This is a genomic window from Mesorhizobium sp. M0159 (assembly GCF_040322295.1).
GTDB lineage: Bacteria > Pseudomonadota > Alphaproteobacteria > Rhizobiales > Rhizobiaceae > Mesorhizobium.
Genome location: NZ_JAMYTF010000002.1, coordinates 228,534 through 241,183, shown reverse-complemented (window position 1 = coordinate 241,183; position 12,650 = coordinate 228,534). Strand labels below are relative to the sequence as shown.

Annotated in this window: 12 protein-coding genes; 3 read left to right on the top strand and 9 right to left on the bottom strand. The window is 61.8% G+C overall.

Features of this window, described 5'->3' with window-relative positions:
- Positions 1-142: 142 nt before the first annotated feature.
- From ahcY to NKJ32_RS03095, 6 genes are all read right to left on the bottom strand, one after another.
- A complete protein-coding gene (ahcY, locus tag NKJ32_RS03120) occupies positions 143-1,543 on the bottom strand; it encodes an adenosylhomocysteinase (protein WP_023677552.1) in 1,401 nt (466 codons plus the stop codon).
- Positions 1,544-1,955: 412 nt separating this feature from the next.
- A complete protein-coding gene (locus tag NKJ32_RS03115; protein ID WP_023677551.1) occupies positions 1,956-2,252 on the bottom strand; it encodes an HPr family phosphocarrier protein in 297 nt (98 codons plus the stop codon).
- The gene (locus tag NKJ32_RS03110; protein WP_254815942.1) at positions 2,249-2,650 is read right to left on the bottom strand and encodes a PTS sugar transporter subunit IIA; all 402 of its coding nucleotides are present in this window, start codon (positions 2,648-2,650) and stop codon (positions 2,249-2,251) included. The genes NKJ32_RS03115 and NKJ32_RS03110 overlap by 4 nt, the downstream gene beginning before the upstream one ends.
- 164 nt (positions 2,651-2,814) lie before the next feature.
- The gene (locus NKJ32_RS03105; RefSeq protein ID WP_352568484.1) at positions 2,815-3,261 is read right to left on the bottom strand and encodes an HPr kinase/phosphorylase; all 447 of its coding nucleotides are present in this window, start codon (positions 3,259-3,261) and stop codon (positions 2,815-2,817) included.
- 31 nt (positions 3,262-3,292) lie between these two features.
- Positions 3,293-5,077 (bottom strand): sensor histidine kinase, encoded by a 1,785-nt coding sequence (locus NKJ32_RS03100; RefSeq protein WP_023677548.1) that lies wholly within the window; start codon positions 5,075-5,077, stop codon positions 3,293-3,295.
- A gap of 22 nt (positions 5,078-5,099) precedes the next feature.
- Positions 5,100-5,801, bottom strand: a complete 702-nt coding sequence (locus NKJ32_RS03095; RefSeq protein WP_023677547.1) for a response regulator transcription factor — start codon at positions 5,799-5,801, stop codon at positions 5,100-5,102.
- A gap of 342 nt (positions 5,802-6,143) precedes the next feature.
- Here NKJ32_RS03095 and NKJ32_RS03090 point away from each other — a divergent pair, with 342 nt between their 5' ends.
- From NKJ32_RS03090 to NKJ32_RS03080, 3 genes are all read left to right on the top strand, one after another.
- Positions 6,144-7,754 (top strand): phosphoenolpyruvate carboxykinase, encoded by a 1,611-nt coding sequence (locus NKJ32_RS03090; protein ID WP_023677546.1) that lies wholly within the window; start codon positions 6,144-6,146, stop codon positions 7,752-7,754.
- 79 nt (positions 7,755-7,833) lie between these two features.
- Positions 7,834-8,271 (top strand): alternative ribosome rescue aminoacyl-tRNA hydrolase ArfB, encoded by a 438-nt coding sequence (gene arfB, locus NKJ32_RS03085; RefSeq protein WP_023677545.1) that lies wholly within the window; start codon positions 7,834-7,836, stop codon positions 8,269-8,271.
- Between the two features lie 131 nt (positions 8,272-8,402).
- Positions 8,403-9,020 (top strand): alpha-ketoglutarate-dependent dioxygenase AlkB family protein, encoded by a 618-nt coding sequence (locus NKJ32_RS03080; protein WP_352691471.1) that lies wholly within the window; start codon positions 8,403-8,405, stop codon positions 9,018-9,020.
- On the opposite strand, the gene NKJ32_RS03075 is transcribed toward NKJ32_RS03080, so the two are convergent.
- The 3 genes from NKJ32_RS03075 to NKJ32_RS03065 all read right to left on the bottom strand — a co-directional run bounded on the left by NKJ32_RS03075 (position 8,983) and on the right by NKJ32_RS03065 (position 12,647).
- A complete protein-coding gene (locus NKJ32_RS03075) occupies positions 8,983-10,596 on the bottom strand; it encodes a hypothetical protein (RefSeq protein ID WP_352576332.1) in 1,614 nt (537 codons plus the stop codon). The genes NKJ32_RS03080 and NKJ32_RS03075 overlap by 38 nt on opposite strands.
- Positions 10,597-10,687: 91 nt before the next feature.
- Positions 10,688-12,262 carry a hypothetical protein gene (locus NKJ32_RS03070; protein ID WP_352826781.1) on the bottom strand — a complete coding sequence of 525 codons (1,575 nt, stop codon included), beginning with the start codon at positions 12,260-12,262 and terminating at the stop codon, positions 10,688-10,690.
- Entirely contained in the window at positions 12,252-12,647 is a 396-nt protein-coding gene (locus NKJ32_RS03065; protein ID WP_023677541.1) for a GtrA family protein, read from the bottom strand. Before NKJ32_RS03065 ends, NKJ32_RS03070 begins: the two co-directional genes overlap by 11 nt.
- Positions 12,648-12,650 lie beyond the last annotated feature (3 nt).

The window sequence follows — 12,650 nt, the reverse complement described above, 5'->3', positions numbered from 1 at the left end:
GCGCCCGGGCCTCGTCCCCGGACCGCGAATCAGCACCATAGCGCTTGCGCGAATCGGCGTGAAGAATCAATCAGCGCAAAAATAAAGCCGGGCGAAAAGTCAATTGCCCGGCTTCAATATCTAGTGGCAAGTTTCGCCGTGGTTAATAGCGGTAGTGTTCCGGCTTGAACGGTCCCTGCGGAGTGACGCCGATATAGGCGGCCTGTTCGCCGGACAGTTCGGTCAGGCGGGCACCGAGCTTGTCGAGATGCAGGCGCGCGACCTTTTCGTCGAGATGCTTCGGCAGGACATAGACCTGGTTCTCGTACTGACCGGGCTTGGTGTACAACTCGATCTGGGCCAACACCTGGTTGGTGAAGGACGCCGACATGACGAAGCTCGGATGGCCGGTGGCGTTGCCGAGGTTGAGCAGACGGCCCTCCGACAAAAGGATCATCCGCTTGCCGTCCGGGAAGGTGATCATGTCCACCTGAGGCTTGATGTTGGTCCACTTCAGATTGCGCAGCGAGGCCACCTGGATCTCGTTGTCGAAGTGACCGATGTTGCCGACGATCACCATGTCCTTCATCAGGCGCATGTGGTCGAGGGTAACGACGTCCTTGTTGCCGGTGGTGGTGATGACGATGTCGGCCGTCGGCGCCGCGTCCTCGAGCGTGACCACCTCGAAACCGTCCATCGCCGCCTGCAGCGCGCAGATCGGATCGACCTCGGTGACCTTGACGCGGGCGCCGGCGCCCTTGAGCGAAGCCGACGAGCCTTTGCCGACGTCGCCATAGCCGCAGACAACCGCGACCTTGCCGGCCATCATCGTGTCGGTGCCGCGGCGAATGCCGTCGACAAGCGATTCCTTGCAGCCATATTTGTTGTCGAATTTCGACTTGGTGACGGAATCATTGACGTTGATCGCCGGGAACGGCAGCAAGCCTTTTTTCTGCAGCTGATAGAGCCGGTTGACGCCGGTCGTCGTCTCTTCAGTGACGCCGCGGATCGCTTCCTTCTGCTTGGTGAAGAAGCCGGGCGATGCCTGCATGCGCTTTTTGATCTGGGCAAACAGGATCTCTTCCTCTTCGCTGCCCGGATTGGACAGCACATCCTCGCCGGCCTCCGCGCGGGCGCCGATCAGGATGTACATGGTGGCATCGCCACCGTCGTCGAGGATCATGTTGGAGGTGCCGCCATCGGCCCACTGGAAGATCTTGTCGGTGTAGACCCAATAGTCCTCCAGCGTCTCGCCCTTGACGGCAAACACCGGAATTCCGGCCTCGGCAATGGCCGCGGCGGCGTGGTCCTGGGTCGAGAAGATGTTGCAGGAAGCCCAGCGGATATCGGCGCCGAGCGCCTTAAGCGTTTCGATCAGCACCGCCGTCTGGATGGTCATGTGCAGCGAGCCGGTGATGCGCGCGCCCTTGAGCGGCTTCTTGTCGCCGAATTCCTCGCGGCAGGCCATCAGGCCCGGCATTTCGGTTTCGGCGATCTCGATCTCCTTGCGGCCCCAGCCGGCAAGCGCGATGTCTGCGACCACATAGTCCTTGCTACCCGTCATGGCAGTGCTCCGATGCGAATTGATTGCGGGACGCGCCCGCCCCGAAGGCGTGTCGGAGGGCGCGAGTTGCCGGCCTGACTAGCAGATCGGGAGTCGGACGACAATGGGATATAAAGAAATCTTTATCCGTGCATGTCTTCAGCTACGGCGGCCATGAGAGCGCGCAGAAGGGGTGCTGTCCAAGGTGGCCGTCCCTCAGACCTCAGATCGGCAACACTTTCAAAGCCGGAAACAAAAAACCCGCCTCGGCGGGCGGGTCTTCGGGGCCAATTGGCACCATAGCGAGATTAGTAGCATAGCTGCCGGCACAAAGCAAGAACAAAATACGCGACGGTCGCGCAAAAATGCGATTTCCTTCACCGCCGCAAGGTTGCGCCCGAACATGCCGCAGCAGGTGCCGTCGGCGAAGCCGTCAGCACTCCTCGCCGAAACGGGAAGCAACCAGTTGCTCCAGCGCATCGATGACCTCTTCGGCCTCCGGGCCGGTGGCGGTGACGCGGATCGAATAACCGGGGCTCGCCGCCAGCATCATCAGGCCCATGATCGAGGTGCCGCCGACCTTGACGCCGTCCTTCTCGACCTGGACCGTGGCGTTGAAGCCGCTGGCGATTTGAACGAACTTGGCCGAGGCGCGCGCATGCAGGCCGCGCTGGTTGACGATCGGAAAGTCGCGAACGATCTTGTCCTTTTCCGGCAACAGGGCACTCATTTGCTGCTCAGGAGCTGACTGGCGACATTGATGTATTTACGGCCGGCAGCCTGCGCCTCATCCAGCGCGGCCGTCATGTTGTCGCCTTTGCGAACGCTGGACAGCTTGATCAGCATCGGCAGGTTCATGCCGGCAATGACCTCGATGCGCCCGGATTCCATCACGGAAATGGCGAGGTTGGAGGGCGTGCCGCCGAACATATCGGTCAAAACGATGACGCCTGATCCCGTATCGACGCGGCCGACCGCGTCGATAATGTCGCGGCGGCGCTGTTCCATATCGTCGTCGGCACCGATCGCCACGGTCTCGAAATTGTCTTGTGGCCCAACGACATGTTCCACGGCATTGCGGAACTCGGCGGCCAGTTGACCGTGCGTTACAAGCACGAGTCCGATCATTCTTTGGTGGCTCCCGTCATCGCCGCTTCACAGGCGCATTTTATGCTCGCCGACCGTTCCAGGTGGCGGGAGCGCTATCTTGTCGACGCAAGGCCTGTTGACAAGCCCAAAATTGCGCCGGCCCAAGCCAATTTGACGCATTGCAGCAAAAAATCGAAATCGGATCACAGGAAAGGCGCAATCGACAGGCGCGACATCACTGCCGGCAAGGCCGCCGCTACATTGCGCCCGGCAAGATCAATGCGCGGCACTGGTACGCCGACAACGAGTTCGCTGCAGTCTTCCTGGAAGCGGGCCATTTTGCCGGCTGGCACCAGCCGGATAATGAGGTCGATCACGCAGCTTGGCTCGAACCGTATCGGTTTGGGGCCGAATCCCGGCACCTCGACGAGGCCGGCTATGCTGGCTGGTGCGCGGCAGACCAGCCGCCCGTCGCAATCTGCAGCATAGAGCTGGTCATCGCCGATCAGCCGGGAAAACAGCCCACGCTGGCTGCAATGATCGATCAAGGCGAGCGCCAGCGTCGTCTTGCCCAAGCCGGACGGTCCGGTGATGAGAATGCCGCGATCACCTATCAGGATCGCGGTGCCGTGAATATTTTCAGGCTGCACAATAGGACCAGGCGTGATTGGAATTCATCCGTCAGCCTTCCGCCGGCAGCGTCACCACGAAGCGCGCGCCCTTGATCTCGCCAGGCTTGGTGCCCGGGATGTTCTCGGCGCTCAGCGTGCCGCCATGGGCTTCAACGATCTGCCTGGATATCGACAGGCCAAGGCCCGAGTTCTGACCGAACGCCTCGCCGGCCGGCCGATCGGTATAGAACCGCTCGAAAATGCGGTCGATGTTATCGGCACGGATACCGGGTCCATTGTCGTCGATGGTGACGATGTTGAACTTGCCGGCGCGCGCCAGCGATATGGTGATGTGGCCACGTTCCTCGGGAACGAACGAGCGGGCATTCTCGATCAGGTTGGTGATCACCTGGCCGATCCTCAGGTCATGACCGACGACGAAGTAGCCTTTCACGCCCTGTGGCAGTTTGGCGACCTTGAATTCGATCTCGACCGCCTTCTTGTTGCGCGTGGCCTCGCGCGAGACGGCGACCAGATCGGTGATGAACTTCTTGAGGTCGACGGTTCCCGCATCTTCCCGCGCCAGCTCGGCATCGAGACGGGAGGCATCGGAAATATCGGTGATGAGACGGTCAAGCCGCCTCACATCGTGCTGGATGATATCCATCAGCCGGCTGCGCGAATTGTCGTTCCTGGCCAGCGGCAATGTCTCCACCGCGCTGCGCAGCGAGGTAAGCGGGTTCTTCAACTCGTGCGAGACATCCGCGGCAAAACTTTCGATCGCCTCGATGCGGGCGTAGAGCGCATTGGTCATGTCGCGCACGGCGATCGACAGATTGCCGATCTCGTCCTGGCGGTCGGAGAAGTCGGGGATTTCCTCGCGGTTCTTGACGCCGCGGCGAACCCTGACCGCCGCCGCGGAAAGCCGGCGCAGCGGGTTGGCGATGGTGGAGGCCAGCAGCATCGACAGGATGGCGGTAACCAGGGCGGCAATGCCGAACACGCGCAGGATCGCCTTGCGCTCGGCCGCGACGATCTTGTCGATGTCGCCGCCTTCGGTCGACAGCATCAGCACGCCGAGAACGGCACGGAAGCGCTGGATCGGCACCGCCACAGAAACGATCTGCTCGCCCTGCTCCGAGATCCGCACGATCGTCGACGGGCTGCCGGTAAGCGCCTTGACCACTTCCGGAAACGCGGCGCCGTTGCCACCCGGCTGCTCGCGATAGACGGGCAGCTGCTTGTTGCGGAAGAAATCGAAGACGAATTTCTGGATGCGCTCCAGAAGGTCTGGCTGTTCCTCTTCGACCGGCGGCAGGTCGTAGCGAAGGATCTGGCCGCGCGAATAGAGATGGCGGGAATCGAGCAGCAGGTTGGCGTCGCGGTCGTAAATGCGGGCGCGGGTGCGCGTCGGCGAGATCAACCGCCTGAGCACCGGCGCCACGCGCTCCGGATTGATCGGGAAATCGAGGTTATCGAGCTGATCGGAGCCCGGGCCGAGGCTTTCGCCGGCCTGTAACTCGAGCAGCTTCTCCGGATCGATGCTGATCGAATCGGTCTCGACCGTCGCCGAGGCGGCGATCGCGCCGGCGATGATCTCGCCTTGAGTCATCAGGCTCTCGACACGGGCGTCGATCAGCCCGTCGCGAAAGGTATTGAGATAGAGAATGCCGGTGACCAGGACGGCAAGGCCGGCAAGGTTGAGAAAGAGGATACGCCGCGTCAGGCTGGAAAAGATGTGATGGCCGAGAAACCGGCGCATCGGCACCGTAATTTTCGACACGAAGGCGGGCAGAATCCGCGGCGGGCGCCTGGCGGCGCCCGACCGTCTCACTCGCTCTACTTGCACTGCCATCGAATAGCAGCTCCCGCTCGACTCAAGCTTCGCGGAACCGATATCCGACTCCGTAAAGGGTTTCGATCATTTCGAAGTCATCATCAACGGCCTTGAACTTTTTGCGTAGCCGCTTGATGTGACTGTCGATGGTGCGGTCATCGACATAGACCTGCTCATCATAAGCCGAATCCATCAGCGCATCACGGCTTTTTACAACGCCCGGACGCTGGGCCAGCGAATGCAGGATGAGGAACTCGGTGACGGTCAGCGTCACCGGCTCGCCCTTCCAGGTGCAGGTGTGGCGCTCCTGGTCCATGACAAGCTGGCCGCGCTCAAGCGACCGGGCCTGCTGGTTGGGCGCCTTGGCAGCCGCCTCGCGGGTGCTGGCGCGTCGCAGCACGGCGCGGACGCGTTCGACAAGAAGACGCTGCGAGAAGGGTTTGCGGATGAAGTCGTCGGCGCCCATCTTGAGGCCGAACAGTTCATCGATCTCATCGTCCTTGGAGGTCAGGAAGATCACCGGCAGGTCGGATTTCTGACGCATCCGGCGCAGCAACTCCATGCCGTCCATGCGCGGCATCTTGATGTCGAGGATGGCGAGGTTCGGCGGGCGCGCCGCCAGTCCCTCCAGCGCCGATGCCCCATCCGTGTAGGTTTCGACCCGATAACCCTCGGATTCGAGGGCGATCGAAACCGAAGTCAGAATGTTGCGATCGTCGTCGACAAGCGCGATTGTTGCCATTTCAAGCGGCTCCCTCATGAGCTGTCCCTTCTTTCGTCGAGAAGGGGCTTTTGCAGGACAAATTAGGTACAAAATGTGGCATAGGCTGTATCCGCTGTCACGCACGGCATGTCGACGGCCACAATTGTACCTCGATATGGATTGGACGAATGAACATCGCCAATCCTTTGGGCAACCATCAGTGTTTTTGCACATATAAACGATTTAAACAACTTTCAAAATATTTAAATCGATTAATGATTTGATATCATTCGCCTTTTCTGGTTTTGACGTTTTTAGCTCCTGCAATGGGAGTTCCGGAATTCGCCGGTAAAGACGCGGTAAATCGAAGAAGGGACACCCATGTCGGAAGCCGGCAAACGCAATCCTGCATGTGCAATCGATCGGATCGGCCTAAGAACCACGGGCGTGGTGCGCTATAATTTCGGCGCGGCCGCGCTCTACGAGGAGGCAATCCGCCGTGGCGAGGCCCGACTCACCGCGCATGGCGCGCTTGCCGCCGAGACCGGGCAGCACACCGGCCGCTCGCCCAGGGACAAATTCGTGGTGCGCGACGAAAGCACCGCGCCGCATGTATGGTGGGACAACAACAAAGCGATTTCGCCGATCCAGTTCGATACGCTGCTTGCCGATTTTCGCGCCCACGCGGCTGGAAAGGACCTTTATGTGCAGGACCTGGTCGGCGGCGCCGACGAGGAGCTGAAGCTGCCGACCAGGGTGATCACGGAGCTTGCCTGGCACTCCTTGTTCATCCGCAATCTGCTCATCCGACCGGCCGCCGCCGAACTCGAGCATTTCATGCCCGATTTGACGATCATCGACCTGCCGTCGTTCCGCGCCGATCCCACCCGCCACGGCACGCGCGGCGAAACGGTGATTGCCGTCGATCTTTCGCACATGATCGTGTTGATCGGCGGTACCTCGTATGCCGGCGAGATGAAGAAGTCGGTGTTCACCGTGCTCAACTATCTGCTGCCGGCAAAAGGTGTGATGCCGATGCACTGCTCGGCCAATGAAGGGCCCGTCGGCGACGCGGCCGTTTTCTTCGGCCTTTCCGGGACCGGCAAGACGACGTTGTCGGCCGACCCGTCGCGCACGCTGGTCGGCGACGACGAGCATGGCTGGGGACCGCACGGCATCTTCAATTTCGAGGGCGGCTGCTATGCCAAGACGATCAAGCTTTCGGCCGAAGCCGAGCCGGAGATCTTCGCCACCACCCAGCGCTTCGGCACGGTGCTGGAGAATGTGGCGCTCGACGCAGGCCGCGTGCCGGATTTCGACGACGGCGGGCTGACCGAAAACACACGCTGCGCCTACCCGCTCCACTTCATCCCCAACGCCAGCAAGACGGGGCGCGCCAGCCACCCGAAGAACATCATCATGCTGACCGCCGACGCATTCGGTGTGATGCCGCCGATCGCGCGGCTGACCCCGGCGCAGGCCATGTACCATTTCCTCTCCGGCTATACCGCCAAGGTGGCGGGGACCGAGAAGGGCGTTACGGAACCCGAAGCGACATTTTCGACATGCTTCGGCGCACCGTTCATGCCGCGGCATCCGTCGGAATACGGCAATCTGCTGCGCGAGCTCATCGCCCGCCACGGCGTCGATTGCTGGCTGGTCAACACCGGCTGGACCGGCGGCGCCTACGGCACCGGCAAGCGAATGCCGATCAAAGCAACGCGGGCGCTGCTTGCGGCGGCGCTCGACGGCTCGCTGAAAGCGGCCGACTTCCGCACCGACGCCAATTTCGGTTTCGACGTACCGGTGACGGTTGCCGGCGTCGACCGCGCCATTCTCGACCCTAGATCGACCTGGATCGACAAGCCCGCCTACGACCGGCAGGCGGCAAGGCTGGTCGGTATGTTCGTCGACAATTTCGAAAAGTTCGAAGCCCATGTCGACGCCACCGTGCTCGGCGCCGCACCACGCATGCAGATAGCGGCTGAATAGCCGTCGCCCCTGGTGATGCTTCAAGGCCCGGCTTCGATCGGGCCTTTTCTTTTTTCGCCTGCCGCGCCATGAGTGCGGCATGAACGCCGACGACAAGATCATCATTACCGACGATGCGGTGATTAATCCGGGCGACCTGCACGAGGACTTCATCCGTTCGTCCGGCCCGGGCGGCCAGAACGTCAACAAGGTGGCGACGGCAGTGCAATTGCGCTTCGATGCCGCCAATGCGGCCGGCCTGTCGGAGCGGGTGCGCGAACGGACCATCAAGCTTGCCGGCCAGCGCGCCACCAAGGACGGCGTCATCGTCATCGAAGCTGGACGCTTCCGCACCCAGGAGCAGAACCGGGCGGACGCCCGGGCGCGGCTGACGGCACTGGTCGCCAAGGCCGCCGAACCACCACCACCGCCGCGCAAGAAGACCAGGCCGTCCAAAGGCGCGGTCGAAAGACGACTCAAGAGCAAGGCCGGGCGCGGCTCGATCAAGAAACTGCGCGGCCGGGTCGGGGATGAGTGACAGCCGAAGCGGCTTCGGATCTCAGATCGCCGGTTAAAGCGCGCAGCCACCGTCGGAGGCGGCTTTCAGGTCGCCGTTTTCATTTGACGGTGGCATTCTGATTTCTCCAGACCAACGGATTAAGCGACGCGATGCTCGTACTGCCCAAAGGCGTCCGCCATATGCCCGGCTACCTGTCGCGCGCCATGCAGGAAGTGCTGGTGGAAGATATCAGGCAGGTCGTGCAGAAGGCGCCGCTGTTCGTGCCGGCGATGCCGCGTACCGGCAAGGAGATGAGCGTGCGCATGACCAATTGCGGTCCGCTGGGCTGGGTCACCGACAAGGAGCACGGCTATCGCTACCAGCCGACCCACCCGGTGACCGGAAGGCTTTGGCCGCCGATCCCGGAGATGCTGCTCGAACTGTGGCGGGATGTATCTGCCTATGCGCACCCGCCGGAAGCCTGCCTGGTCAATTCCTATTCGCAGGATGCCAAGATGGGTCTTCACCAGGACCGCGACGAGAGCGATTTCTCCGCGCCTGTCGTCTCGGTGTCGCTCGGCGACGATTGCCTGTTCCGGGTCGGCCAGACGACGCGCGACGGCGCCACCAAATCGTTCAGGCTGAGGAGCGGCGACGTCGTCGTGCTTGGCGGCGAAGGGCGGCTCTGCTTTCACGGCGTCGACCGTATCTACCCGTCGACCTCGGCATTGCTCAGGAGTGGCGGCCGCATCAATCTGACGCTGCGACGGGTGACGATGCCGAAATAGGCTGTTCGGGTGGCCGGTGGCCCGGGCGGACATAATCGTCGCGCAAATAGATGCGCTCGGTCTCGTCCTCGATAAGAATGCGGTAGTGCGCCAGGATGGCGTCAAAGCCAAAACGCCCCATCAGTTGGCTTGTCCACATTGTGTTGTTTTTCTTGAAGACGACGATATCCGGGCGCAGACGCGCGAACTCTTCGCGTTTGCTTTCGACGTAGCGCGCCATGATGGCCTGGTAACGCGTGGCTTCGGCGGTGTCACCCGAGAGGGCTGCGTGCCGGGACAGGGAAAGTGCGAACGCTCCAAGCCAATCGCTGACGTGGGTCGAAACGAACTGCCCATCGATCATACGGTTCAACGGATGTCCCGAGGAAATATCCGAACTGACCAACGCTACGGTCGGCCGATCGGTGGCGGCGCGAATTGCGGCAACCAGCGCCGGCCCTGGTTTCTGGGTGCTCCAGTACGGCAAGAAAGCGATTGCCACCGCCGCCAATGCCCAAGCTCGCGAAGGAGCCGTCACGAACGTCAACAGCTTCGACGGCTGCTGCACGATCCTGGGCAGTGCCAGCAGGCAGAAAATGGCTGCCACAGCGCAAAAGATCGCGGGATAGGCATGATAAGACCAGCCTTTGGCTTGGTAGAACAGGGGAAACATGCCAGCGATCGATGCCGCCAACGCTACCGCCGCCAGCTCTGGAAACCGCCTGGCAGGCCACAGCCACCAGATCAGGAAGACAAGGAAACACCACGAGAAACCGTAGCCGATCACAATCGGCCAAAAGATGCCGATCTTTGCATAAACGTCCGCCAAGAGGGGATAGATGTCGCGCATGAATTCCGGATGGATCAGCGTGACCGTGCTGAGATAGACAACGCAGATGCCGCCAATGACCCAGTGTTCCAGGGCGAAGATCGATTTCAGACTGCGCCGGCGCACTGCAACGACCAGTGCCGGCGCCAACACCATGATCGCATAGTAGGGCTTGACCAGCAGCAGAATGCTGCCCGACAGGCCGGCGAGTACGGCGAGCCCGGGGTCTGGTTGGGCAGCTGCATCTCTGCGCGCGCGCCAGGCATGAAGCGCAAGCAGCGGCATGAAAAGTGCCATGCCGATATGCTCCCGCTCGCTGAAGGCATTTCCGGGGAAGACCACCAACATTGCGCAAAACGCTGGCCCCAGTGCAAACAATGATGCAGTTTCGGTGAAACCCGCACGCTTGACGATCACGCCCGAGAGCGAAAGTCCGATAAGCACGGCAAGGTATGTCCAGGCCTCAACCAGGATTTCCGGGGCGGTGCCCAGCAATCTGGCCGCAGCCACTGGCGGCAGATAGAGCCAGACGCTGAATGGGGGATTGGTCTCATAGATTTGCGAGTAAAGCCGCTCACCGGACAGCATACGCTCGCAGACCGTGATCAGCCAGCTAGTGTCGGGAACAGTCCCCCAACGTCGCTGCCAGAAGATCGAGAAGACGGTGACTGCGGCAATGGCCAGGACATTGCGGCTAGGAAGCAGCGACGCCGCAATATCCCGGTCGCGCCAGCGGCTCAAGCCGCCAATGTCGTTCGAGACGCTCATGCTGTTGCACCGAGGCTCTCGAGATCGAGCCATATGTCGTCCAGCGGAGCGATTGGATCCAGCCGTGTCATGGGTTTCCGGGGGCTCCTGCTCAATCGGTTTGGAGCGGCGCAGGCGCCGTGTAACGCAGATAGACAGTGATTTCCGGCTCGGCGTGCAGCAGACGATAGTCGGCCAAGGCAACCTGGATCCGCTTGTCCTGCAGCATCAGGGCAGTCCACGCGGGCGAGCCTGACAGCACGATATCGGGCTTCTTCGCTGATATCTCGGCGGCGTTTTCGCCGATCACCCGATCGCGGATGCTTTCAAGTTCCGGTCTCCGTTCGAGATCGCCGGTGACGCGGGCGAGCGTGTCCGCGTTGGAGACCGCCCAGGCGCTCGGATGGCGTGATATGAACCTGCCGCCGACCAGCCTGGCGAGGGGATGGGCAACCTGCATCTGGTCGGCAATAGACATGATGGTCGGGGTTTCGACCGTTGCGCGGATCGCGGCGACAGACCGGGCGATCGGGCCGTTATCCGTCGTCAGCGCCGCGTACTGTGCCCTGACCGCTATTTGCAGCACCAGCACGCAGCCGAAGATCAGGGCGGCCTTGCGAACGAAGCCTGCACTGCCGAATGTGCCGAACCGCACAAGCTGGATGCCAAATGCAAGTGTCGCAACAACGACCATCGGCAGCGCGTGATTGGGCCAACCCTTGCCCATGACGATGAAGGCCGGAATGAACCCCAGGGCGGTCAGGAGCGGAATCCTGACGTCCCAGTTCGTCTTTCTCAGGCCGCCGGCCGCAAGCACGGTGGCGGCGGCCAGAAGCAGCACCACTTTCGGCCAGTTTGCCAGCATATCGGCGGCAGAGGCCCTCAACGGAAGATAGACCTCCCTGACCAAGGGCAGGACGTCGCTGACGTAAGCGCGGTCGAAGAGCGCGATGGACGCGATATAGGCGGCCACGATCGCAGCGCCCACCAGGTTCTCTGCGACGAAGAGCGGTTTCAGCGACCGCCTTTCAAGCGCAAGACAGAGCGACGGCAACATGAAGGCCAGCACAAAATAGGGCGGCTTGACCATGACCACGACCGCCGCGCCGAAGCCCGCGACCATGTGCTCCAGGCGCGAGCCGGCGCTGAAATCCAGGTTCCGCTGACGTGTGCATTGCAACGCCACCCAAGGCAGAATGGCAACCAATGCGAAGTGCTCGCGTTGGCCGAATTGATCCGGCATGAAACACAGGATCAAAAACAGGGCCGCCGCTGCCGCCCACAGCGCATGGGGCTGCCGATAGACCGGTTCATCGCGCGCGAGAATGCGGACGGAAACGGAAAGACTGGCCAGGCTCAGGCAAACGACGCCAAGCGTCAGCCAGAATTCCGCACGCATGCCAGTGAGCTTTTCCAGGAGCATGAACGGCATGTAGAGCCAGATCGAGAAAGGGGGGTTGGTCTCCACGATGTCGGTGTTGAGCCGCTCTCCGCCAAGCAGGCGGTCGCAGACGACCAGAAGCCACGACACGTCAACATTGGTCGGAATTGCAACGGTCGATAGCCAGACGGCGTATGTGACGACCAGACTGGCCAGCAGCAACGGAGCACCCGCTACGCCCACAAAGGGCGAGAAGCGGTTGGCGCCGGGCAGCAGTTCACTGAGGGATCGCGCGCTAGAGACCACGAAACACCCACCGCCCGAGGACGACATAGTTGATGACCGGCACGGCAATGCAGGTGAGCAGGATCGGGATTGCGGCAGGGACGCCGAGCATCTGGGTCAAAAGCCCCGGCAGGGCGATCGCGACGGCGAGGCCGGAAGCGGTGAGCAGGAGGAAGCGGGGCAATTCCATAGCGTGGCTGCCGCCCGAGGTGAACGTGAAATATTTATGCCCGGTGTAGGAGAACAGCGCGGCGACGGCGTAGGCCGCAAACGATGTGAGCGCCGCCGGCAGGGCCGCCGTTGCCTGTCCACGCGACAGCAGAAAAGCGCAAACGGCGTAGATCAGCGTCGACGCGATGCCAATCAGCGCAAAGCGCGATAGTCGACGATACGAGCCGGTGCCCATGAC

Bases quoted from the DNA above. Each gene is read 5' to 3' on its own strand.
- ahcY (WP_023677552.1), bottom strand. From the start codon at position 1,543: ATGACGGGTAGCAAGGACTATGTGGTCGCAGACATCGCGCTTGCCGGC.
- NKJ32_RS03115 (WP_023677551.1), bottom strand. From the start codon at position 2,252: ATGAGTGCCCTGTTGCCGGAAAAGGACAAGATCGTTCGCGACTTTCCG.
- NKJ32_RS03110 (WP_254815942.1), bottom strand. From the start codon at position 2,650: ATGATCGGACTCGTGCTTGTAACGCACGGTCAACTGGCCGCCGAGTTC.
- NKJ32_RS03100 (WP_023677548.1), bottom strand. From the start codon at position 5,077: ATGGCAGTGCAAGTAGAGCGAGTGAGACGGTCGGGCGCCGCCAGGCGC.
- NKJ32_RS03095 (WP_023677547.1), bottom strand. From the start codon at position 5,801: ATGGCAACAATCGCGCTTGTCGACGACGATCGCAACATTCTGACTTCG.
- NKJ32_RS03090 (WP_023677546.1), top strand. From the start codon at position 6,144: ATGTCGGAAGCCGGCAAACGCAATCCTGCATGTGCAATCGATCGGATC.
- arfB (WP_023677545.1), top strand. From the start codon at position 7,834: ATGAACGCCGACGACAAGATCATCATTACCGACGATGCGGTGATTAAT.
- NKJ32_RS03080 (WP_352691471.1), top strand. From the start codon at position 8,403: ATGCTCGTACTGCCCAAAGGCGTCCGCCATATGCCCGGCTACCTGTCG.
- NKJ32_RS03075 (WP_352576332.1), bottom strand. From the start codon at position 10,596: ATGAGCGTCTCGAACGACATTGGCGGCTTGAGCCGCTGGCGCGACCGG.
- NKJ32_RS03065 (WP_023677541.1), bottom strand. From the start codon at position 12,647: ATGGGCACCGGCTCGTATCGTCGACTATCGCGCTTTGCGCTGATTGGC.